This window comes from Kitasatospora sp. NPDC127121 (genome assembly GCF_042677305.1).
Classification (GTDB): domain Bacteria; phylum Actinomycetota; class Actinomycetes; order Streptomycetales; family Streptomycetaceae; genus Kitasatospora.
Genome location: NZ_JBHXTQ010000023.1, coordinates 1 through 23,683 on the forward strand (window position 1 = coordinate 1; position 23,683 = coordinate 23,683).

Sequence of the window (23,683 nt, forward strand, 5' to 3'; positions counted from 1 at the left end):
GGCCCCGCCACTGCGCGGGGCGGCTGCGCTGGTGGGCGGGGTGGTGTGGTGGTCAGGTCAGTCGTGGGTCAGGGTGCGGGGGCGGATGTCGGGCCAGGTCTGCTCGATGTGGTCGAGGCAGGCCTGGCGTCGCGCTGCGCCGAACACCGTCCTCCAGCCTTCGGGCACGGTGGCGAAGGCGGGCCACAGTGAGTGCTGGCCCTCTGCGTTGACCAGGACCAGGTAGTCGGCGTCGGGGTCGTCGAAGGGGTTCGTCATCACGTCGTCCTCTCGTGCTCGGTGAAAACCGGTGGGCTTGTCGGTGCGGTCAGTGGCCGCGCAGTTCCAGGGTGCAGCACTTGACGCTGCCGCCCGCCTTGAGGAGTTCGGTGAGGTCCACGCCGATCGGTTCGAAGCCGCGTCGGCGCAGTTCGCCGATCAGGTGGGTGGCCGACTCGGGGAGCAGGACGTGGCGGCCGTCGGAGAGCGCGTTGAGGCCGAAGACGGCGGCGTCCTCGGCGGTCGCCTGGATGGCGTCCGGGAACAGTTCGCGCAGCACCGCCCGGCTGCCGGGGGTGAAGGCCTCCGGGTAGTACATGATCTCGTCGTCGGAGAGGACGGCGAGCGCCGTGTCCAGGTGGTAGAACTCCGGGTCGACCAGGGTCAGGCTGGTCACCGGGACGCCGAAGAACTCCTGGGCCTCGGCGTGCGACCTCGGGTCGGTGCGGAAGCCCGTGCCGGCCAGCAGCCGGCGGCCGACCAGCAGGTAGTCGCCCTCGCCCTCGTTGATGTGCTCGGGCCACAGCAGTTCGGACCAGCCCCGCTCGCGGAACCAGGACAGGTAGGCCGGGCCCTCGGCCGTGCGCTCGGCGTGGCGGAAGCGTGCGCCCAGGACCTTTCCGTCGACCACGGTCGCGCCGTTGGCCGCGAAGACCATGTCGGGCAGTCCGGGCAGCGGGTCGATCTCCTCGACGGTGTGGCCGAGTTCGCGGTAGAGGTCGCGCAGCCTGGTCCACTGGGCGAGCGCGAGCGCGCCGTCGACCGGCTTCTCCGGGTGCATCCAGGGGTTGATGGAGTAGCTGACGCCGAAGTGGCTGGGCCGGCACATCAGGAAACGGCGCGGGCTCGCGGCGCGGGCTGTCATCGGGGTGGTTCTCCTTGGTCTGCGTGCTGCACGGTCTACGTGTTGCGGGTCTGCGGGTCTGCGTGTTGCTCCGGGAGGTCCGGGGCCGGTTCAGTCGATGAGTCGGCGGCGCATCCCGCGGACGGCCAGGAACCAGGCGAGGACGGCGAATGCGGCCAGGACGGCCCCGTGCAGGGCGTCGCCCGCCCCGAGCGTCCCGAAGGCGGCGTGACGCACCAGCTGCGTGCAGTGGAAGATCGGGTTGACGGCCGCCACTCCCTGGACCCAGTCGGGCAGCCCGTCCAGCGGGAAGAACACGCCCGCGGCCATCACCAGCGGTGTGAGCACGCCGGACACCACGAGCCGCAGCCAGTCGATCGCCGGCACCAGGCAGGACACCCACATGCCGAGCAGGGCGAAGGCGAAGCCGGAGACCAGCGCCACCAGCGGCACCAGCAGCAGCTCCGGCCCCGGCGGCAGGCCGATGGCGAGGCAGACCAGCAGCGGCGCGGTGCCGTAGACGGAGGACTTGACGGCGATCCAGGACGCCTCGGCGGTGACCAGTTCCCAGACGTCGACGGGCTGGCACAGCACGGCGTCGTAGATCTTCTGGTACTTGCGGCGGTTGAAGCTCTCGAACATCCCGGCGAAGGCCGAGGCGAAGAGCACCGAGGTGACCACCATGCCGACGCCGACGAACTGCGGGTACGGGTGTCCCTGGACCGAGTCGATCAGCCGGCTGAAGCCGATGCCGAACCCGGTCATGTAGACCAGCGGCTCGATCAGCGAGCCGAAGGTGATGGCGGGCCAGTAGCGGCGGAAGAGCAGCAGTTCGCGCAGCCACACCGCCCGCATGGTCGGCCACAGGGCGGGCGGGAGGCCTGGGGCGGGGCCGGTCTGGGCCTCGGTGCGGGGCATGGGCGTCGCCGTGGTCATCGGGTGTCCTCTCTGTGGGGGCGGGCAGGCGGGCGGGCGGGCAGGCGGGCGGTAGACGAGGGAGCGGGGGGAGCGAGGGAGCGGCCGGCCCGGGCTCAGCCGAACAGTTCTCCGGTCAGTGCGACGAACACGTCCTCCAGGGAGGTCGGGCGCAGCACGTCCGGCGGCCCGAGACGCTCGTGCAGCTGCGCGGAGATGGTCTCGGCGCGCAGGACGGAGACCGCCGGCCCGGTCCGCCGGCTGGGCAGTCCGGCCCGGGCGGCCTCGGCCTCGACGAGTTCGCGCCGGGCCGCGTCGCCCCGGTACTCGGCGGCCTGTGCGCCCGCGTGCGCGCGCAGCAGTTCGGCGGGGGTGCCCCGGGCGATCACCCGGCCGCCGGTCACCACGGCCACCTCGTCGGCGAGCCGTTCCGCCTCTTCGATGTAGTGGGTCGACATGACCACCGTGGTGCCGCTCTCGCGCATCCCGTCGATGACGTCCCACAGGTCCTGCCGGATCTGCGGGTCCAGGCCGACGGTGGGCTCGTCCATGAGCAGCAGCCGCGGGTTGTTGACGATGCCCCGGGCCAGCAGGACCCGTCGGCGCATGCCGCCGGAGAGCGCGTCGGCGCGGGTGTTCGCGCGGTCGGTCAGCCGGACGGCGGCCAGCGCCTGGTCGACCGCCTCACGGTAGCGCTCGCGCGGCAGGGCCGTGAACCGGACGAACACGTCGAGATTCTGGCGCACCGTCAGTTCGGGGTCGATGTTGTCGTGCTGGGGGACGACGCCGACCAGGGAGCGGGCGCGGCGGGAGTCCTCCGGCATCCGGTGCCCGAACACCTCCACGGTGCCCGCGTCCGCGCGGGTCTGCCCGGTGAGCATCCGCATGGTGGTGGACTTGCCCGCACCGTTGGGCCCGAGCAGGCCCAGGAACATGCCGGGCGGCACTTCCAGGTCCAGGCCGCCCACCGCGGTGGTGGCACCGAACGTCTTGACCGCACCGCTGATTCGGACGGCAGGGGTGTCCACGCGGGCGCTCCTTTCGGGGAGTCGGGGAAGTGCAGGGGAAGTACTGGGGAAGCGCAGGGGAAGTACGGGGGAAGGCGGAGGAAGTCGGGCGAAGCCAGGGGAAGTTCGGCGTCGGGGAAGGTACAAGGGAAGTCGGGGAATGTCACCGCCCGGTGCGCCGAAATCCTCGCTCCCCGGGGGCCGGGCCCGCGCGATCATCTAACCGCAGAATCGACTTGTCAGGAACCTGCTTTCGGGGGTTCCCCTGTCCATGACCAGGTGTTAGGTTGCTCGAAGATCAATGCCGCCGGGACGCACTATGTCGGCCCATCCGGGGGGAAATTCGGCTCCATCACCCGTAGTTCGCGACCGTAGCGTCGGTGTGCGACGGGTGCTGATCACGTATTCCTCCTTCGGTCGTCACCCGCGGCACCACCACCCCTTCACGCACCTGACCGAGGAGATGTGGATGCAGTCCGACGGACCGCTCACCGCGAACGTCCGCCTGCGGGCCGCGGTAGCCGAGGACGCCGGTGTCGTCACCGAGGTCTTCCTGGCCTCCCGCACCGCGACCATGCCGTACCTGCCCCGTCTGCACAGTGACGAGGCCACCCTGAGCTGGATCACCCACGTCGTGCTCCCGGACACCCGGGTGTGGCTGGCCGAGGACGCCGGGACCGGGGCCGTACTGGGCTTCGCCTCGCTCGACGGCAGCCTGCTCGACCACCTCTACCTGCGCCCCGAGGCGCGCCGCCGCGGCATCGGGACGGTGCTGCTGGAGGCCGTCAGGTCGGCCAGCCCGCAGGAGCTCTCGCTGCACGTCTTCCAGAAGAACACCGAGGCGCGCGCCTTCTACGAGCGGCACGGCTTCGTCGTGGTGGACACCAACGACGGCAGCCGCAACGAGGAGAACGAGCCGGACATGACCTACCGCTGGACCGCGTGACTCCCGCCCGCACAGCGCGGTAGCCGGTAGTCCCCCCGCCGAGGGACGTCGGCGGGCCCCCCACGGCCCCGGAGCCCACAAGGACCCCCGGAAGCCACCACGGCCGGGGCCCGCGACGGCCCCGGGGCCCCCGGCGGTCCGCGAATCACCGCAGCCTGCACATCACCACGGCCCGCTCATCACCACGGCGGGGCCCACCACGGCCTGAACTCACCACGGCCGCGGCCCCCGACGGTCTACGACGGCCCGTAACTCACCACGGCCGCGACTCACCACGGCCGGGGCCCACAACGGCCAAGAGCCACCGGAAACCACCGTCCGGCCCGCCCGACCCACCCGGCCGGCGGGGCGGTTCCACCTGGAGGGATGCCCCGTGCTGGGCGAACACAGCCTGCCCGCGGAGACACCGCTGTCGTACGCACAGTTGGCGCTCTGGTTCAACGACCGCCTCCAAGGCGGCGACGCCTCCTACAACGTCCCGGTGGCGCTGCGGCTGACCGGCCCGGTCGACCACGAGGCGCTGCGGTCCGCCCTCGCCGACGTGGTGGAGCGGCACGCGGCCCTGCGCACCGTCTTCCCCGAGCGCGACGGCGTGCCGCGCCAGCAGGTGCTGGCGATGGCCGAGCTGGCGCCGGTCCTCACCGTGGTGCCCGTCACCGAGGAGGAGCTGCCCGCCCTGATCGAGGCCGGGGCCGGGCACGTCTTCGACCTGGAGGCCGAGGCCCCGCTGCGGGTGCACCTGTTCGTGCTCGGCCCGCAGCAGCACGTGGTGCTGATGGTGCTGCACCACATCGCCGGCGACGGCTGGTCGCTGGCCCCGCTGGCCCGCGACCTGAGCACCGCCTACCTGGCCCGCAGCCAGGGCCGGGCGCCCGTCTGGTCCCCGCTGCCCGGCACGTACGCCGAGTACGCCGTGCGCCAGCACGCGAACCTCGGCGACCTGGACGACCCGCAGGGCCAGGGCGGGCGCCAACTCGCCTACTGGCGCCAGGCGTTGGCGGGCCTGCCGGACTTCCTGGAGCTGCCCACCGACCACCCCCGGCCGACCGTGATGTCGCACCGGGGCGAGTACTTCCCGTGGGACCTCCCGGCCGAGCTGCACCGCGAGCTGCTGGCGCTGTCCCGCTCCTGCCGGGTCAGCATGTTCATGGTGCTCCAGGCGGCGCTGGCGACGGTGCTGACCCGGTCGGGGGCCGGTACGGACATCCCGATCGCCAGCCCGATCGCGGGCCGCACCGACGAGCGCTACGACGACGTGGTCGGCTACTTCGTCAACCCGCTGGTCCTGCGCCTGGACACCTCCGGCGACCCGACCTTCCGCGAGCTGCTCAAGCGGGTGCGCCGCACCGACCTCCAGGGCTTCGCCCACCAGGAGTTCCCGTTCGAGCGGCTGATCACCGCGCTCAACCCGCACCGCTCGCTGGGCTGGCACCCGCTGTTCCAGGTGATGCTGGCCTTCCAGAACACCCCCGAGGCCTCCCTCGCGCTGCCCGGCATCGAGAGCGAGATCGCCGAGGCGGGCCCGGGCGGTGCCAAGTTCGACCTGTCCTTCAACATGCGCGAGGTGCACGACGCCGACGGCGCCCCGGCCGGGCTCGGCTGCTTCGTCGAGTACAGCACCGACCTGTTCACCCGCGAGGGTGCCGAGGCCCTGACCGCCCGGCTCGGCCGGCTGCTCGCCGCGGCCGCGGCCGACCCGGGCCAGCGGATCGGCGGGTACGACCTGATCGGCGCCGAGGAGCGGCTCGACCTGTTCGAGCGCGCCCACGGGCCCGCTCTGCCCGTCCTGCCCACCCTGCCGGCCCCCGCCGTGACGTACCACGGCGCCTTCGAGGAGCGCGCCGCCCTGGAGGGCGAGGTCACGGCCCTCGTCGCCGAGGACGGCCGGTTCACCTTCGCCGAGGTCAACGAGCGCGCCAACCGGCTCGCCCGGGAGCTCGTGCGGCGCGGGGCCGGCCCCGAGCGCTACGTCGTCCTGGCACTGCCGCGCACCACCGACCTGCTGATCGCGCTGCTCGCCGTCCTCAAGTCGGGCGCCGCCTACATACCGGTCAGCCCCGCCATGCCGCGCGAGCGGCTGGCCGGCATCCTCGCCGACGCCGCCCCGGTCTGCGTGCTCGCCACGGCCGCCGACGCCGGCCGGCTGCCGGACGGCGCGCCCGTCCTGGTGCTGGACGAGCCCGGGGCGCGGGCCGCCGTCGCCGCCCACCCCGGCGGGAACCTGACGGACGCCGACCGCACCGGCCCCACCGGCCCGGACGACCCGGCCTACGTCATCCACACGTCCGGCTCGACCGGGGTGCCCAAGGGCGTGGTGATCCCGCACGGCGGCCTCAGCAGCCTGATGCACCACCACCGCACCCGCATGGTCCGCCCGTCCGGCGGCCCGCAGGGCCGGCGCCTCCAACTGGGCCTGGTCGCCTCGATCACCTTCGACACCGCCTGGGAGCCGCTGTTCTGGCTGCTGGAGGGCCACCCGCTGCACCTGCTGAGCGACGAGGTCCGGCTCGACCCGCAGGCCCTGGTCGGCTACGTCCGCCGGGAGCGCCTCGACTTCCTGGACCTCACCCCGACGTACGTCCCGGCGCTCACCGCCGCCGGCCTGTTCGCCGAGGGCCACCACCGTCCGGCCGTGCTGATGCTGGGCGGCGAGGCCGTCGGGCCGGCGCTGTGGAGCGAACTCTCCGCCCTGCCGGACGTGGCGGTGTTCAACTACTACGGCCCGACCGAGTGCACCGTCGACGCGCTCGCCTGCTCCCTGGCGGACAGCCGCACCCCCGTCATCGGCCGCCCGCTCGACAACACCCGGGCGTACCTGCTGGACGACCTGCTGCGCCCCGTCCCGCTCGGCGTGCCCGGCGAGCTCTACCTGTCCGGGCCGCACCTGGCCCGCGGCTACCTGCGCCGCCCCGCCCTGACCGCCGAGCGCTTCGTCGCCGACCCGTACGGCCCGCCCGGCGCCCGGATGTACCGCACCGGCGACCTCGCCCGGATGCGCCGCGACGGCCAGGTGGAGTACCTCGGCCGGGCCGACGGGCAGATCAAGATCCGCGGTTTCCGGATCGAGCCCGGCGAGATCGAGGCGGTGCTGCTGCGCCACCCCGCGATCGTGCAGGCCGCCGTCCTGGCCCGGGGCGCCGGCGCCGAGGAGCGCCACCTCGCCGCCTACCTGGTGACCGAGGACGGGAACGCCCCCGACCTCGCCGAGGTGCGCGAGCTGCTGGCCGGGCAGCTGCCCGACTACATGATCCCGGCGGCCTACGCCGTCCTGGCCCGGCTCCCGCTCAACTCCAGTGGGAAGCTGGACGGTTCCGCTCTGCCCGAGCCCGAGCTGCGGGCCGCCACCGGCCGCTCGCGGGCCCCCCGGGACGCCCGCGAGGCCGCGCTGTGCGCGCTGCTCGCCGAGGTCCTCGGGGTGGCCGAGGTCGGCCCCGACGACGACTTCTTCGCGCTCGGCGGCCACTCCCTGCTCGCCACCCGGCTGGTCAGCCGGGTGCGCACCGCCCTGGGGGCCGAACTGCCCATCCGCGCGGTCTTCGAGAGCCCGACGGCCGCCGGGCTCGCCCGCGCGGTGGACGCCGGGCGATGTCGCCCGGCGCTGGCCGCCGCCGCCCGCCCCGAGCGGATCCCGCTCTCGCACGCCCAGCGCCGGCTCTGGTTCCTCCAGCAGCTGGACCCGCACAGCGACGCGTACCACATCCCGCTGGCCCTGCGCCTGACCGGCGCCCTGGACCGGGACGCCCTCGCCGCCGCGCTGCACGACTGCGCCGTGCGCCACGAGGCCCTGCGCACCGTCTTCCCGCTCTCCCGTGGCGAGGACGCGGCCCCCCGCCAGCGGATCCTCGCCCCGGAGCAACTCCCGCCGCTGCTGCGGCAGTCCGGCACCGCCACGGTGACCGAGGAGGGCCTGGCCGAGGCCCTGCGCACCGCCGCCGCCCAGCCCTTCGACCTCGCGTCGGAGCCGCCGCTGCGCGCCCACCTCTTCGCCCTCGCCCCCGAGCGGCACGTCCTGCTGCTGACGGTCCACCACATCGCCTGCGACGGCTGGTCGATGGGCCCGCTCGCCCGCGACCTGGGCGCCGCCTACCAGGCCCGGACGGCCGGCCGGGCCCCCGAGTGGAGCGCCCTGCCCGTCCAGTACGCCGACTACACCCAGTGGCAGCTCGCGCTGCTCGGGGACGACGAGGACCCGGGCAGCACCGCCGCCCGGCAGTGGCAGTACTGGAGCGGGGCGCTGGCCGGCCTGCCCGAGGAGATCGCGCTGCCGGTGGACCGGCGGCGCACCGCCGAGACCGGCCAGCAGGCCGGCCGGGTGCCGCTGCGGCTGAGCGGCGCGGACCACCGCGCCCTGGCGGAGCTCGCCCGGGCCGACGGCGCCAGCCTGTTCATGGCCGTCCAGGCCGGTCTGGCGGCGCTGCTCACCCGCCTCGGCGCGGGCACCGACCTCCCGATCGGCACCCCGATCGCCGGGCGCACCGACGAGGCCCTGGACGACCTGGTCGGCTTCTTCGTCAACACGCTGGTGCTGCGCACCGACACCGACGGGGACCCGGGCTTCCGGGAGCTGCTGCGCCGCGTCAAGGACGCCGACCTCGCCGCCTACGCCCACCAGGACCTGCCGTTCGAGCGGATCGTCGAGCTGGTCAACCCGGAGCGTTCCCCCGGCCGCCACCCGCTCTTCCAGGTCGCCCTGGTGATGGAGCAGGCGGGCGCCGCCGTGGAGATCCCCGGCCTCGACAGCGAGCTGGTCACCGCCGGCCCGGCGCCGGCCAAGTTCGACCTCACCGTCACCCTGGGCACGCCCGCCGGCCCGGACGACGAGCTGACCGGCGCCGTCGAGTACCGCGCCGACCTGTTCGACCGGGCCACGGTCGAGGCGATCGCCGGCTGCCTGACGCGGCTGCTCGGCGCGGCCGCGGCCGATCCCGAGCGGCCGATCTCCCGGCTCGAACTGTCCGCCGAGGGCGAGCGGCCGCGGCTGCTGGAGCGCTCCGCCGGCGAGCGGCGGGAGCTGGCCCCGACCACGCTGGCCGCCCTCGTGTCGGCAGGTCTCGCCGCGCCGTCCGACACCCCCGCCCTGGTGTTCGAGGGCCAGGCGCTCGGCCCGGCCGAGCTGGACCGCCGGATCGACGCGCTGGCCCGCCGGCTCGCCGCGGTCGGTGTCCGCCCGGGCAGCCGGGTCGCGGTGGCCGTGCCCCGCTCGGTGGAGCTCGTGGTGGCGCTGTGCGCCGTCCACCGCGCCGGCGGCGCCTACCTGCCGCTGGACCCGGACTACCCGGCCGACCGGCTCGCGTACATGCTGGCGGACGCCCGCCCGGCCGCGGTGATCGCCGCCCCGGAGCAGGCCGCCGCGCTGCGCCCCGCCGAGGGCGTGCCCTGCCTGTCGCCGCAGGATCTGCCGGCGCCCGAGGGCGTCACGCCGACCGCCCCCGGCCCCGGGGACCCGGCCTACGTGATCTACACCTCGGGCTCGACCGGGCGGCCGAAGGGCGTGCTCGTCCCGCACCACGCCATCGCCAACCGGCTGCGCTGGGGCCAGGAGGAGTACCGGCTCGGCGCCCGGGACGGCGTGCTGCAGAAGACCTCGGCCAGCTTCGACATCTCGCTGTGGGAGTTCTTCTGGCCGCTGATCACCGGCGCCACCCTGGTGCTGGCGAAGCCCGACGGGCACCGCGACCCGGCCTACCTGGCGGAGCTGATCCAGCGCGAGGGCGTGAGCGTCGCCCAGTTCGTGCCGTCCATGCTGGACGTCTTCCTCCAGCACCCGCGGGCCGCCGAGTGCACCGGGCTGCGCCTGGTGGTGGCCAGCGGCGAGGCGCTGCCCGCGGCCACCGTGCGCCGGTTCCGGCAGGTGCTCCCGGGCGTCCGGCTGGACAACCTCTACGGGCCCACCGAGGCCGCCGTGGAGGTGACGGCCTGGGAGTGCGGCCCGGCGGACGAGCAGGCGCACCCGGTGCCGATCGGGCGGCCGGTCTGGAACTCCGGCGGCTACGTGCTGGACACCGCCCTGAACCCCGTCCCGCCGGGCGTGCCGGGTGAGCTCTACCTGACCGGCGAGCAGCTCGCGTACGGCTACCTCGGCCGCTCGGCGCTCACCGCCGAGCGCTTCGTCGCGGACCCGCACGGCGCGCCGGGCACCCGGATGTACCGCACGGGCGACCTGGCCCGCCACCGCCCCGACGGCGTGGTGGAGTACCTGGGCCGGGTGGACAGCCAGGTGAAGCTGCGCGGCCACCGGATCGAGCTCGGCGAGATCGAGACTCGGCTCGGCGAGCACCCGGCGGTCACGGCCTGCGCCGTCACCGTGCGCGAGGACCGGGCCGGCACCGCCCGGCTGGTCGCGTACGTGGTGCCGGACGGCGCCGCGCAACCGCCCACGGCCGCCGCGCTGCGCGCCCACCTGCGCGGCCACCTGCCCGACCACATGGTGCCCACCGCCTACGTGCTGCTCGGCGCGCTCCCGGTGACGGCCAACGGCAAGCTGGACCGCCGGGCGCTGCCCGAGCCGCAGACCCACGTCGAGAGCCGGGCCCGGGAGCCGCGCACGCCGGCCGAACGCACGCTGGTCGCGGTCTTCGCCGAGCTGCTGGGCGTGCCCGCGGTCGGCCCGGAGGACGACTTCTTCCTGCTCGGCGGCCACTCGCTGCTGCTGATCCGGCTGGTCGAGCGCATCCACGCGGAGTTCGGCGTCGACCTGCCCGTGAAGGCGCTGTTCGAGGCGCCGACCCCGGCCGCGCTGGCGCAGCGGCTGACCGGGCGGCGGCCCGGGCGCGCCGACGCCCCCTTCGAACCGCTGCTGGCGCTGCGGGCAACGGGCGACCGGGCGCCGCTGTTCTGCGTCCACCCGGTGACGGGCGACGGCCTCGGCTTCATCGGCCTGCTGCGCGGGCTCGACCCGGACCAGCCGGTCCACGCCTTCCAGGGCATCGGCCCGGTCGGCGGCGGGGAGCGGCCGGCCGACGTGGACGGCCTGGCCCGGGAGTACCTGGCGCGGATGCGCGCCGTCCAGCCGCACGGCCCCTACCGGGTGCTCGGCTGGTCCTTCGGCGGGCTGGTCGCGCACCAGATCGGCGTGCTGCTGCGCGAGCAGGGCGAGCAGGTCGACCTGGTCGCGCTGCTGGACAGCCACCCGGCGCCGCCGGACGCCGGGGAGGTCACCGACACCGCCGTGCTGGCCGAGCTGCTGACGGCGACGGGCGCGCCCGCCGCCGAGGTGGCGGCCGTCCTGGCGCAGCAGTGGCGGCCCAAGCCCGCGGAGCTGCTCGACCGGCTGGCCGTGGCGCTGCGCGAGGCCGCGCCGCGCGACGAGGACGAGCTGGCGGTGTTCCTCGACTCCTGCCGCTACCACGCCGCGCTGATGGCGGCGTGGACGCCGGGGGTGCTCGACGCGCCGCTGACCACCTTCACCGCGACCGGCGACCACCGGCCGCAGGACACGGTGGCCGTCTGGTCGGCCCACGCCACCGGGCCGGTGGCCAACCACCCGCTCGCCGCCCGACACCTGGACCTCGCCGACGCCGGGCCGATCGACGAGATCGCCCGGGTCGTCGCCGCCGTCCTGCGACGGGCCGACGAGGGCCGGCGATGACGGTCCGTCCGGAGCGTTCCGGACGGACCGCCACCCGCCGCCCGGCCCCGTCGTACGGAACCGGGCGGCCGGGGTCAGGCGCCCGGCGCCCGGCCCTCCTGGGGACCGTCCGCGGTGTCCAGGCACGCCCGGGCCTGCGCCGCGAGCTCCGCGAGCACCTCGGCCCGCTGCTGGTGCAGGAAGAAGTGGTCGCCCGGCAGGATGCGGTGGCGGAAGCCGGCCGCCGTGGTGGCCCGCCAGCCGGTGATCCACTCCGGTCCGGCCATCAGGTCGTCGGCGCCGCCGAGCGCCAGCACCGGGCAGGGCAGCACGGTCGGCCGGATCCGGTCGTTGTACTCGCCCAGCAGGGTGACGTCGGCCCGGAGCACCGGCAGGATCATCTGCATCAGGTCGGCGAACTCCAGCACCTCGGCCGGGGTCCCGCCGAGGCCGACGATGCGCTCCAGGAGCTCGTCGTCGGTGAGTCCGTGCAGCCGGGTGACGTCCGGGGTGCCGGGGGCCCGGCCGCCGGAGACCACGAGGGACAGCGGCAGCGGCCGCGCCTCGGCGGCGAGCCGGCGGGTCGTCTCGTAGGCGATCCGGGCGCCCATGCTGTGGCCGAAGAGGATGAACGGTTCGTCCGCCGGGCGGCTCGCCAGCAGGGCGAGCAGGCCGTCGACCACCTCGTCCATGACGGCCGACGGCGGCTCGGCGAGGCGGGTGCCCCGGCCCGCCAGTTCCACCGGAACGATCGTCAGGCCCGGCTGCTCGCCGGACCGGGCCCACGGCAGGTAGGCGCTCGCGGAGCCGCCGGCGTGCGGCAGGCAGTAGACGCGTACGGGCCCGGACCGCCCGTTCGGCGCGGCGTCCCGGTGCCACGGCGTCCATCGGGCCACCTCGTCGTGCTGTACGGCGGACGAACCGGTCATCGCTGCTCCTTTTTCTTTCCCAGTCAATTACGCGAAGCCTGAACAGGCCTCCCGCACGACTTTATGCGGTAATTCACGGGTTGGTCCAGCCCGTATTCCGGCATGCCCTGGGCAGATCCAACCAGGCGATGCCGCAGCTCAGTTGTGCCCTGAAATAGTCGGTTGGCGCATAAGGATCTTGAGTCTTTCCCGGAACACCGAGCTCTGTTACGGTGCTCTTCGTCCGGGTTTCTTTCGGATATTTCCAGAGTATTTCGATCGGCGAGTTCCGACGACAAGTTCCGAACGCACGACGGGAGAGGGCGGACAGAATGTGCGGAATAACCGGCGTATTCGTCCTGGGCGGCGGTCGCCCGGCCGATGCCGCCGTGGTCCGGGAGATGACGGCGTGCCTGGTGCACCGCGGCCCCGACGACGACGGCCACTACGCCACGGACGGCCTGTGCCTGGGCTTTCGCCGGCTGGCCCTGAACGACCTCGCCGGCGGCAACCAGCCGCACCGCACCGAGGACGGCACCCTGGTCTCGGTCTGCAACGGCGAGATCTACAACCACCGCGAGCTGCGCACCGCGCTGAGCCGCCGCGGCCACCGGTTCCGCACCGAGAGCGACACCGAGGTGCTGGTCCACCTGTACCGCGAGTACGGCGAGGACCTGACGGCCCACCTGGACGGCCAGTTCGGCTTCGCGCTGCACGACGCCGCCGCGCAGCGGCTGCTGCTCGCCCGCGACCGGGCAGGCATCGTCCCGCTCTTCTACACCGTCGCCGACGGCCAGCTGATCTTCGCCTCCGAGATCAAGGCGATCCTGCGCCACCCCGCCGTCAGCGCCCGGGTCGACCTGCGCGGCCTCGACCAGGTGCTGACGCTGCCCGGACTGGTCAGCCCGCGCACCATGTTCGAGGGCATCAGCGCCCTGCGCCCCGGCGAGCGGCTGATCGCCGACCGCTCCGGCGTGCGCACCGAACGGTACTGGGACCTCGACTTCCCGCTCGCCGCCGACCTCGACCCGGTGGCCCCCGAGGCCCTGGACCAGGAGCTGGACCGGTACGCCCACCGCACCGCCGACCTGCTCGACGAGGCCGTGCGCAGCCGCCTGCTCGCCGACGTGCCGATCGGCATGTACCTCAGCGGCGGCCTCGACTCCAGCCTGATCGGCGCCCTGATGGCCCGGGCCCGGCCCGGCCACGCCTGGCCCAGCTTCTCCGTCACCTTCCCCGGCCGCGACTTCGACGAGGGCCCGCACCAGCGGCTGGTCGCCGCCAAGCTGGGCACCGAGCACCACGAAGTCCCGGTCGGCGAGCACGAGGTGGCCGAGCGGATCACCGCGATGGTGCGCCACGCCGAGGCGCCCGTGCGCGAGTCGTACAACGTCTGCTCGCTGGCGCTGTCCGAGGCCGTCCGCGCCGCCGGGACGGTCGGCGCGCTCAGCGGCGAGGGCGCCGACGAGCTGTTCGGCGGCTACCCCGGCTACCGCTTCGACGCCACCGGGCTCGGCGGCAGCCGGCTCACCGGCCTGGACGCCCGGCTGGAACGCGAGATCCGCGAACGGATGTGGGGCGTCGACCTCGGCTACGAGCAGGACCAGCTGCCCGCCCAGGAGTTCCGCCGCGAGCTGTACGCCGAGGACCTGGCCTACGGGCTGGACGAGTTCTCCGTCACCAACCAGCGCCTCGTCGACCCCGAGCGGCTGGCCGGGCGCCACCCGCTGCACCAGCGCTCCTACCTCGACTACCACCTGCGGCTCGCCGACCACCTGCTCGGCGACCACGGCGACCGGATGGCCCTGGCCAACGGCGTCGAGCTGCGCTTCCCCTTCCTGGCGAACGCGGTGGTCGACCACGCCACCACGCTGCCACCGGAGTTGATGCTCGCCCACGGCCGGGAGAAGGCCGTGCTGCGCCGGGCGGCCGAGGGCCTGGTGCCCGGCGAGGTGCTCAGCCGGCAGAAGTACGGCTTCCGCGGCCAGACCAGCAGCCACCTGCTGAGCACCGGCGCCGACTGGTTCGAGGAGCTGGTCTCCCCCGCCACCGTCCGCCGCCAGGGCTACTTCAACCCGGACACCATCGCCGCCCTGACGCAGCGTCAGCGCGGCGACGGCCAGCAGGTGCACGCCCACCTGGACACCGACTACCTGATGCTCGTCGCGACCTTCGCCCTCTTCGTCGAGGAGTTCGATCTGCCGTGCCTGGGATGACCGCCACAGCCGCCGGGCCGATCGCCGGCCCCGGCACCCGCCCGCGCCACCCGCTGGTCGGGGTGGTCGGCGGCATGGGGCCGCTGGCCTCCGTCGAACTGCTGCGCACCGTCTACCGGGCCTGCCGGCTCCACCCCGAGCAGGACACCCCCCGGGTGCTGCTCTGGTCCGACCCGGCCGTGGTGGACCGCACCGAGGCCATCGGCAGCGGCGAACTCGACGAGCTGCGCCGCGCCGTGGAGTCCTCGCTGCGCGGCCTGCTGGCCGCCGGCGCGGAACGCGTGGTCGTCGCCTGCATCACCGCCCACCACGTGCTCGGCGACCTGCCGGCCGACCTCGCGGCGCGCTGCGTCTCACTGGTCGACGTGGTGCACGAGGAACTGGCCGCGGCTGGCGAACCGCACCTGCTGCTCTGCTCCTCCGGCACCGCCCGGGCCGGCATCCTCACCTCCGGCGCCGCCGGGGCCCGGGCCGCCCGGCAGCTGGTGGCCCTGCGCCCGCCGGACCAGGAGGCACTGCACCGGGAGATCCACCGCCTCAAGCGCGGCGAGGACCCGGCCCGCACCATCGACTTCCTGCGCGAGACCCTGCCCCGCTACGGCGTGCGGTCCTTCGTCGCCGCCTGCACCGAGCTGCACCTGGTCACCAGGGCGATCGAGGACGCCGGTCTGAGCGAGGCCCTGCCCTCCCTCGACCCGCTGACGGTCGTGGCCCACCGGATCATGAACGGAGAGTTGTGAGCCACACGAGCATCCTCGACCGCTGGGCCGACCAGGTCGAGCGCCGAGCCGCCGCCCCCGCCCTCGCCACCGCCGAGCGGGTCTGGAGCCACCAGGAGCTGGCCGGACTGGCCGCCGGCCTGCGCGACCGCCTCGCCACCGGCACCGGCCCGGTCCTGGTCGCCTGCGCGGACCCCGTCCCGGTGGTCGCGGCGATCCTCGCCTGCGCCGCCACCGGCCGCCCGTTCGCCCCGGTGGACACCCGCCAGCCCGCCGCCCGCTGGACGGCCCTGCTGGAGGACCTCCGGCCGGGCACCGTGCTCGCCGACGCCGCCGGCCGCTCCGCGCTGGCCGCCGCCGGACACGGCCCGACCGCCGGCGGGCAGCAGCTGACCGTCGCCGGACAGGGCGAACTGCCGCTGCTCACCGCCGAGTCGATCACCCCGCTGCCCTGGGCGGCCGACGACTGGACCGGCATCAGCGGCCCCGACGCCGGCTACGTCTACTTCACCTCGGGCACCACCGGCCGCCCCAAGGGCATCCGGGGCAGCTTCGAGGCCGTCGCGCACTTCCTGGACTGGGAGATCGCCGAGTTCGGCATCGCCCCGGGCACCCGGATCTCCATGCTCACCTCCCCCGGCTTCGACGCCTTCCTGCGCGACGCCCTCGTCCCGCTGTGCGCCGGCGGCACCGCCGTGCTCCCGGCGCCCGGCGCCATCCCCGTCGGCGCGGCCCTGGCCCGCTGGCTGACCGAGCAGCAGGTCGACCTGCTGCACTGCGTGCCCACCGTGTTCCGCACCCTGCGCGCCGCCGGGCTGGCCGCCGACTCCCTGCCGCGGCTGCGCAGCGTGCTGATGGCCGGGGAGCCGGTCCGCCCCGCCGACATCGCCTGGTGGCGGGCCCTGTTCGGGGGCGACAAGGAACTGGTCAACCTCTACGGGCCGTCCGAGACCACCATGACCAAGGTCTTCCGCCGGCTCACCGCCGAGGACGCCGAGGCCGAGACCGTCCCGGCCGGCCACCCGATGCCCGGCGTCGAGATCGCGGTGCTGTTCGGCGGACGCCCGGTGGTGGACGCGATCGGCGAGATCGAGATCCGCACCCCGTTCCCGCTGCGCGGCTACCTGGGCGACGCGGCCGGCGGCTTCGTCGCACCGGACCGGTACCGCACCGGCGACCTCGGCCGGCTGGGCGCCGACGGCACCCTGGAGGTCCTGGGCCGCCGCGACCAGCAGGTCAAGGTGAACGGCGCCCGGGTCGAACTCGGCGAGATCGAGGACCTGCTGCGCCGCCACCCCGCGGTGGCGGACGTCTGCGCCGCCCTGGTCGAGGAGACCGACGGCGAACCGGTGCTCTGCGCCTACCTGGTCGCCGACGGCGCCACCGACGAGGAGCTGCGCGCGCACGCCGCCGAGGGCCTGCCCGCCGCCGCCCGCCCCGCCCTGTACCTGCGGCTCGCCGCGATCCCGCGCACCCTCAGCGGCAAGGCCGACCGGCGGGCGCTGCCCAGCCCGGCCGCCGCCCTGGCCGGGCGCACCGGAGAGCAGCCGCTGGACGGCCTGGAGGCCGGCATCGCCGAGCTGTGGCGCGAGCTGCTGCACGTGCCCGCCGTCGGCCGGCACGACGACTTCGCCCTGCTCGGCGGGGACTCGCTGGGCATCGCCCGCCTGCTGGACGGGCTGCGCACCCGCTTCGGCGTCGAGGTGCCGCTGCGGGTGTACGTCGGCGACCCGACCGTCGCCGGGCTGGCCGCGGCCGTCGCCGCCGGCCGCGCGGACGCCTCGCCGGAGGGCGGCCGCCGATGAGCCGCGACACCTCCCTGCCGCTGCGCGGCGACCGCGCCCGCGCACCGCTGTCCTACGCCCAGCGCTCCATCTGGCGGGCCGAGCAGGTGCTGCCCGGCACCGCCCTGCACAACGAGAGCGCCGCCTTCCACGTCAGCGGCCCGCTGGACGTGGCCGCCCTGGAACGGGCGCTGGCCGCCGTCGCCCGGCGGCACGAGGTGGTGCGCTGCGCCGTCGCCGCCGACGGGGCGGGCGAGCCGTGGCAGCTGTTCGCCGACCGGGTCCGCCCGGCCGTCGAGACCGTCGACCTGACCGGCGTCCCCGAGGGCGAGCGCGCGGAGCGGCTCGCCGAGCTCACCGCCCGCGCCGTGGCCGTACCCTTCGACCTGGCCCGGCCCCCGCTGATGCGCACCCAGCTGTTCCTGCTGGGCGGGGGCCGCTCGCTGCTGCTGTTCACCGCCCACCACATCGTGGTCGACGCCTGGGGCTTCGGCGTCTTCCTGGAGTCGCTGGCCGCCTGCTACGCCGCCGAACTCGGCGGCGAGGCCCCGGCCCCCTTCCCCGCTGGCGGACCCGACTTCGGCGACTTCGCCGCCTGGCAGCGCGGCGACGACAGCGACACCAGCCACGCCGGCGGAATCGACCACTGGCAGACCCGGCTGGGCGGCGAACTGCCCACCGCCGACCTGCCGTCCGACGTCGGCCCCGGCGGCGACCCGGCGGCCGGCGCGCTGCACCACTTCACCGTCCCCGCCGAACTGGCCGCCCGGCTCAGCGCCTTCGGCCGGGGCGAACTGGCCAGCCTGTCCACCGTGCTGCTCACCGCCTTCTGCGCCACCGCCGCCCGCTGGACGGGCCAGGACGACCTGGTGGTCGGCATGCCGGTGGCGACCCGCGGCCGCACCGCCCTCGCCGGCGTGGTCGGACCGCTGCTCAACCTCGTCGCCCACCGCAGCGACCTCGGCGGCGAGCCGAGCTTCCGGCAGGCCCTGGCCCGCACCCGCCAGCACCTGAAGGCCGACCTGCGCCACCGCGACACCCCCTTCGACCTGGTCCTGGAGCGGCTCGGCCGCGCCGCGGGCGGGCGCACGCCGCTGTTCCAGCTGATGTACTCCTTCCACAGCGGCCCCACCACCACCCTGGAGCTGCCCGGCGTCGCGACCACGCCGGCGCCCTCGCACAGCGGCACGGCCAAGTACGACCTGACGTTCTTCCTGCGCCCGCGCCCCTCGGGCGCGCTGGACGCGACGCTGGAGTACCGCACGGCGCTGCTCGCCCCCGAGACGGCGGCCGACTTCGCGGACTCGCTGCTGTGCCTGCTGGAGGCCGCCGCGGCCGACCCGGACCGGCCGCTGGCCGAGCTTCCGATGCTCTCCGAAGGCCGGCGCCGGCGCGTCCTGGTCGACTTCAACCGGGCGCCCGACGCCGAGCGCGCCTGGGCCACCGTGCCCGAGGCGCTGCGCGAACTCGCCCGGCAGGGCGGCGCCGCACCGGCCGTCGAGTCGCCCGGCCACGCCTTCGGCCGGGCCGCGGCCGACGCGGCCGCCGACCGGGTCGCCCGCCGGCTGATGGCCCGGCACGGCGTGGCGCCCGGCGACCGGGTGGCCCTGCGCGTCGAGCGCGGCGCGCAGCTGGTGCCGCTGATCGTCGGCATCTGGCGGGCCGGGGCCGTCCTCGTCCCGTTGGACGAGGCCATGCCCGCCGCGCGGGCCGAGCACGTGCTCGCCGACAGCGGCGCCCGCCTGCTGATCGGCGACCCCGCCGAGGGGCTGCCCGCCGCCGACCCGGCCGCGCTGCTCGACGAGGGCCCGGACGCCGCCGACTCCGGGGCGGGCGAGCCGCTGCCCGGCGCCGGCCCCGAGGACCTCGCGTACCTGATGTACACCTCGGGCTCCACCGGGCTGCCCAAGGGCGTGGCGGTGCCGCACGGCTGCGTCGCCAACCTGCTGCACAGCGTGGTCCGCGCCGAGCCGGGCCTGCGCGCCGACGACACCCTGCTCGCCGTCACCTCGATCACCTTCGACATCTCCGTCCTGGAGCTGTTCGCCCCGCTGCTGGCCGGCGGCCGGGTCGTGGTCGCCCCGCGCGAGAGCGTCCGCGACGCCGAGGCGCTGGGCGCGCTGCTGGAGCGCAGCGGCGCCACCGTCATGCAGGCCACCCCCTCGCTCTGGCGCGGGCTGCTGGACGGCGGTTGGGCGGGCCGGCCCGGGCTGCGGGCGCTGTGCGGCGGCGAGGCCCTGGACGCCGACCTCGCGGATCGGCTGCTGGCGCGCTGCGCCGGGCTGTGGAACCTGTACGGGCCGACCGAGACGACCATCTGGTCCACCGTCGGGCGGGTGCTGCCCGGCGAGGGCGTCACGGTGGGGCGCCCGGTGGCCGGCACCGTCTGCTACGTCCTGGACCGGCGGCTGCGGCCGGTGCCGCGCGGCGCCGTCGGCGAGCTGGTGATCGGCGGGGCCGGCGTGAGCACCGGGTACCGCAACCGCCCGGAGCTGACCGCCGCCGCCTTCGTGGCCGACCCGGTCGACCCGGCCGGCGGCACCGTCTACCGCACCGGCGACCTGGCCCGCCACCTGCCGGACGGCCGGATCGTCGTGCTCGGCCGGGCCGACCAGCAGGTGAAGATCCTCGGCCACCGCATCGAGGTCGGCGAGGTGGAGTCCCTGCTCGCCGCCCACCCCGAGGTCCGCCAGGCGGCGGTGGTCGTGGACCGGGGGCAGCCCGCCGGGCCCCGGCTGGTCGCCTTCGTCACCGCCCGCACCGGGGACGACGGGCTGCCCGACCGGCTGCGCCGCCACCTGCGCGAGCGGCTGCCCGCCGCCGCCGTCCCCGGGGTGATCGCCCCGCTGCCCGCACTGCCGCTCAACACCAGCGGCAAGGTGGACCGTCCGGCGCTGCTGCTGCGCGCCGGGGAGCTCACCGCCGCCCGGCGGGCCGCGCCCGTCACCGAGGCCGAGCAGGCCGCCGTCGCGCTCTGGGCGGAGGTCCTGGGCCTGCCGCCCGAGCGGGTCGGCACCACCGACGACTTCTTCGCCGCCGGCGGCAACTCCATCGCCGCGACCCGGCTGCTCGGCCGCGTCCGGGCCCGCTTCGGCGCCGCGCCCTCGCTCGCCGACTTCTACACCGACCCCACCCCGGCCGCCCTGGCGCGGGTGCGGCCCGCCGCCCCGGCGCCCGCCGCCCGTACGGCCGGGCCGGCCTCGGACGCCGTCCCGATGACCGACCAGCAGCGCCAGCTGTGGCTGCTGCACCGCCTGGCCCCCGACTCGCCCGCCTACCACCTGCCGGCCGCGCTCGACCTGACCGGCCCGGTGGACGAGGCGGCCCTGACCGGGGCGCTCGCCGACCTGACCGCCCGGCACCCGGTGCTCGCCGCCCGCTGCGAGCTGCGCGAGGACGGCCCGGTGCTGGTCCTCGCGCCGCCCGCCGCACCGGCCCTGGCCGTCCTGGACGCGGCGCCCGAGGAGGTGCCCGAGCTGGCCCGGGCGGAGGCGGTGCGCCCCTTCGACCTGGCCGGTGAGCCGCCGCTGCGGCTCACCCTGGTGCGCACCGGCCCCGAGCGCTCGGTGCTGCTGTGCACCGCGCACCACCTCGCGGTCGACGGCTGGTCGATCGGCGTGGCCGTGCGCGAGCTGGCCGCGCTGTACGCCGCCCGCCTCGGCCTGGCCGAGCCGCCGCCCGCGCTCGACCTGGACTTCGCCGGCTACGCGGCCGACTGCGCCGACGAGGCGGGCCTGACGCTGCGTCAGGAGCACCTGGAGTACTGGCTGAAGCGGCTCGACGGGCACCCCGGGGTGCTCGACCTGCCCGCCGACGCACCGACCCGGACCAGGCCTACGGGAGCCGGCGAGACCCTGCCGGTGGCGCTCGCCCCGGAGCTGACGGCCGCGCTGCGCGAGGGCGCCGCCCAGCTGCGCACCACGCCCTTCACCCTGCTGCTCGCCGTGTACGCGGCGCTGCTGGGCCGCTACGCGGGCAGCGACGACGTCCTGGTGGGCGTGCCGGTGGCCAACCGCGACCGGCCCGAACTGGAGTCGCTGGTCGGCTCGTTGGCCAACACCCTGCCGGTGCGCGTGGACCTGGCCGGGGCGCCGTCCTTCGCCGAACTCGCCGCCCGCACCGGGCGGGCGCTGGCGGGCGACCTCGGCCGTCCGCTGGTCGCCTTCGACCGGCTGGTGGCCGGCCTCGGCCTGCCCCGCGAGCCGGGCCGGCCGACCCTGGTCCAGGCCTCGCTGGTGTTCCAGGACGCGCCGCCGGCCGACGTCCGGCTGGGCGCGGCCGCCGGCGTGCTGCGCCAGGTCCCCACCGGGGCGGCCAAGTACGACCTGACCCTGGCCCTGGACGAGCGCGCCGACCGGATCGGCGGCGCCCTGGAGTACGCCACGGACCGCTTCGGCCCGCAGTTCGCGGACCGCTTCGCCCGGCACTTCCACGTCCTGCTGCGCGCCGCCCTGGCCTCGCCGCAGGCCCCCCTCGACGCCGTCGAACTCACCGACCCCGCTCTGCCCGCCCCCCGCCCGGCCCGCCCCGCGGGCGAGGCGCGCGCCGAGCACGCCGCCTCGGTGTCCGAGCTGTTCCGGGCCCGGGCCGCGGCCCGTCCGGACGCCCCCGCGATCCGGGCCGAGGGCGTGACGGTCGGCTACCGCCAGCTCGACGTCTGGAGCGACCGGATCGCGGCCCGGCTGCTGGAGCGCGGCGCGGCCCCCGGCCGGTTCGTCTCCGTGCTGCTGCCCGCCGGCCCGGTGCAGAGCGCCGCGATCCTCGGCGTCGCCAAGACCGGGGCCGCCTTCGCGGTGCTCGACCCGGCCGACCCGGCCGCCCGCCTGACCGCGCTGCTGGCCGACGCCGAACCGGTGTGCCTGCTGGCCGCCGAGAGCACGCTCGCCCTGCACCCTGAACTGCGCTCCGAACTGCGGGACGGCGACGGGCACTTCGCCGGGATCCCGGTCGAGGTCGTCGACCCGCGGGTGCCGGCCGCCGACGAGCCCGCGGGCCCCTCCCCGGCCGCCTCCCCCGCCGGCCCCGGCGACCCGCTCTGCCTGGTCTACACCTCCGGCTCCACCGGCACGCCCAAGGGCATCGCCCTGCCGCACGCGGCGCTCGCCCAGTTCGCCCACTGGCAGCGCGAGCACTTCGGCATCCGGCCGGACAGCCGGATCGCCCAGTGGGCCCCGTTCACCTACGACGCCGCGTACACCGAGGTGTTCGCCGCGCTCTGCTCGGGCGCGGTGCTCTGCCTGCCGCCGCAGGGGCTGCGCCGCGACCCGCTCGCGGTGGCCGGGTGGCTGCGGGCCGAGCGGATCACCCAGATCCAGACCGTCCCGGCCTTCTTCCAGCTGGTCACCGAGGCGCTGGACGCCACCGGCTCGCACCTGCCGGACCTCGCCCACGTGCTGATGGCCGGCGAGGTGCTCCCGGTGGCGCTGGCCGCCGCCTGGGCGCACCGCCCCGACCGGCCGCGGCTGCACAACCTCTACGGGCCCACCGAGTGCGTGCTGGCGACGCACCGCGAGCTGGCGCCGGGCGAGGAGTTCCCGGCCGGGGTGCCGATCGGCAGCCCGATCCCGGGCCGCGAGGCCGTGGTCCTGGACCGCCGGGGCCGGCTCTGCCCGGTCGGGGTGGTCGGCGAGATCCACCTGCGCAGCGACTTCCTGGCCGGCTCGTACCACCGCAGGCCCGAGGAGAGCGCCCGGGCGTACGTCGCCGACCCCTGGCAGGCCGGCGGCCGGCTGTACCGCACCGGGGACCTGGGCCGCCGCCTCCCGGACGGCGAGCTGGCGTTCGTCGGCCGGATCGGCAGCCAGCTGAAGATCCGCGGCAACCGGATCGAGCTGGAGGAGATCGAGGCGCTGCTGGAGCTGCACCCCGGGGTCCGCGAGGCGGCCGCCGCCGCGCACGGCCAGGGCGGTGCCCGCCGGCTGGTCGGCTACGCGGTCGCCGCGCCCGGGGTCACCGGCGCCGAGCTGCGCGCGCACCTGGCCGAGCGGCTCCCGGCGGCGGTCGTGCCGGACACCGTGATGCTGCTGGACGCGCTGCCCAGGACGCGCACCAACAAGCGGGACCGGGCCCGGCTGCCGCTGCCCGGGGCCGCCGCCCGGCCCGCCGACGCCGCCCCGCTGGCCGGGGTCGAGCAGCTCGTCGCCGACGCCTGGCGCCGGCTGCTGGGCGGCGGCCCGGTCGGCCGGCACACCAACTTCTTCGAGGCCGGCGGCGACTCGCTGCTGGCCGCCCGGCTCCAGCTGGAGCTGGCCCGCCGCCTGGAGCGGCCGGTCCGGCTGGTGGACATCTTCGGGCGGCCCACCATCGCCGAGTTCGCGGCCGGCCTCACCGAGGGCGCCGCCCCGGACGGCCGGGCCGCCGCCGAGACCGCCGAACCGCGCGGCGAACGCCGCCAGAGCGCCGTCCGGGCCCGCGCCAGGGCCCGCCGCGAGGCCCGGGACCGGGCCGAGGGCCCGGCCGCCGACCAGCACACACCGGCCGGGCCGACGACCCGGACCGCACCGACAGGGAGGGACTGAC

General features: G+C 75.9%; 10 protein-coding genes and 1 pseudogene. 6 read left to right on the forward strand and 5 right to left on the reverse strand.

What is annotated here, in order from left to right; all coding sequences use genetic code 11:
* Window positions 1–57: 57 nt before the first annotated feature.
* From ACFVHI_RS14370 to ACFVHI_RS14385, 4 genes and pseudogenes are all read right to left on the reverse strand, one after another.
* Window positions 58–258, reverse strand: a complete 201-nt coding sequence (locus tag ACFVHI_RS14370) for an MbtH family protein (protein ID WP_380338987.1) — start codon at window positions 256–258, stop codon at window positions 58–60.
* A 49-nt stretch (window positions 259–307) separates the two neighbouring features.
* A pseudogene (ddaH, locus tag ACFVHI_RS14375) lies at window positions 308–1,129 on the reverse strand (dimethylargininase); the annotation flags it as partial.
* 84 nt (window positions 1,130–1,213) lie between these two features.
* Window positions 1,214–2,038 carry an ABC transporter permease gene (locus ACFVHI_RS14380; RefSeq protein WP_063352421.1) on the reverse strand — a complete coding sequence of 275 codons (825 nt, stop codon included), beginning with the start codon at window positions 2,036–2,038 and terminating at the stop codon, window positions 1,214–1,216.
* A gap of 95 nt (window positions 2,039–2,133) precedes the next feature.
* The gene (locus ACFVHI_RS14385) at window positions 2,134–3,045 is read right to left on the reverse strand and encodes an ABC transporter ATP-binding protein (RefSeq protein WP_380338990.1); all 912 of its coding nucleotides are present in this window, start codon (window positions 3,043–3,045) and stop codon (window positions 2,134–2,136) included.
* A 448-nt stretch (window positions 3,046–3,493) separates the two neighbouring features.
* On the opposite strand from ACFVHI_RS14385, the gene ACFVHI_RS14390 reads away from it, so the two are divergent.
* Window positions 3,494–3,970, forward strand: coding sequence for a GNAT family N-acetyltransferase (locus ACFVHI_RS14390; protein WP_063352790.1), 477 nt, complete (start codon window positions 3,494–3,496; stop codon window positions 3,968–3,970).
* A gap of 373 nt (window positions 3,971–4,343) precedes the next feature.
* Window positions 4,344–11,558 (forward strand): amino acid adenylation domain-containing protein, encoded by a 7,215-nt coding sequence (locus ACFVHI_RS14395; protein WP_380338993.1) that lies wholly within the window; start codon window positions 4,344–4,346, stop codon window positions 11,556–11,558.
* Between the two features lie 74 nt (window positions 11,559–11,632).
* Here ACFVHI_RS14395 and ACFVHI_RS14400 read toward each other — a convergent pair whose 3' ends face one another.
* Window positions 11,633–12,466: a thioesterase II family protein gene (locus ACFVHI_RS14400; RefSeq protein WP_079136538.1), complete on the reverse strand. Its 834-nt coding sequence runs from the start codon at window positions 12,464–12,466 to the stop codon at window positions 11,633–11,635.
* Window positions 12,467–12,777: 311 nt separating this feature from the next.
* Between ACFVHI_RS14400 and asnB the strand changes: the two genes are divergently transcribed.
* The 4 genes from asnB to ACFVHI_RS14420 are packed head-to-tail and all read left to right on the forward strand — an operon-like array spanning window position 12,778 to window position 23,682.
* On the forward strand, window positions 12,778–14,661 hold the full coding sequence (gene asnB / locus ACFVHI_RS14405; RefSeq protein WP_380338996.1) for an asparagine synthase (glutamine-hydrolyzing): 1,884 nt from the start codon (window positions 12,778–12,780) through the stop codon (window positions 14,659–14,661).
* Window positions 14,658–15,401, forward strand: coding sequence for an aspartate/glutamate racemase family protein (locus ACFVHI_RS14410; RefSeq protein WP_380338999.1), 744 nt, complete (start codon window positions 14,658–14,660; stop codon window positions 15,399–15,401). The genes asnB and ACFVHI_RS14410 overlap by 4 nt, the downstream gene beginning before the upstream one ends.
* On the forward strand, window positions 15,398–17,185 hold the full coding sequence (locus tag ACFVHI_RS14415) for a non-ribosomal peptide synthetase (protein WP_380339001.1): 1,788 nt from the start codon (window positions 15,398–15,400) through the stop codon (window positions 17,183–17,185). The genes ACFVHI_RS14410 and ACFVHI_RS14415 overlap by 4 nt, the downstream gene beginning before the upstream one ends.
* On the forward strand, window positions 17,182–23,682 hold the full coding sequence (locus tag ACFVHI_RS14420; RefSeq protein ID WP_380339003.1) for an amino acid adenylation domain-containing protein: 6,501 nt from the start codon (window positions 17,182–17,184) through the stop codon (window positions 23,680–23,682). The genes ACFVHI_RS14415 and ACFVHI_RS14420 overlap by 4 nt, the downstream gene beginning before the upstream one ends.
* The last annotated feature ends 1 nt before the right edge of the window (window position 23,683 follow it).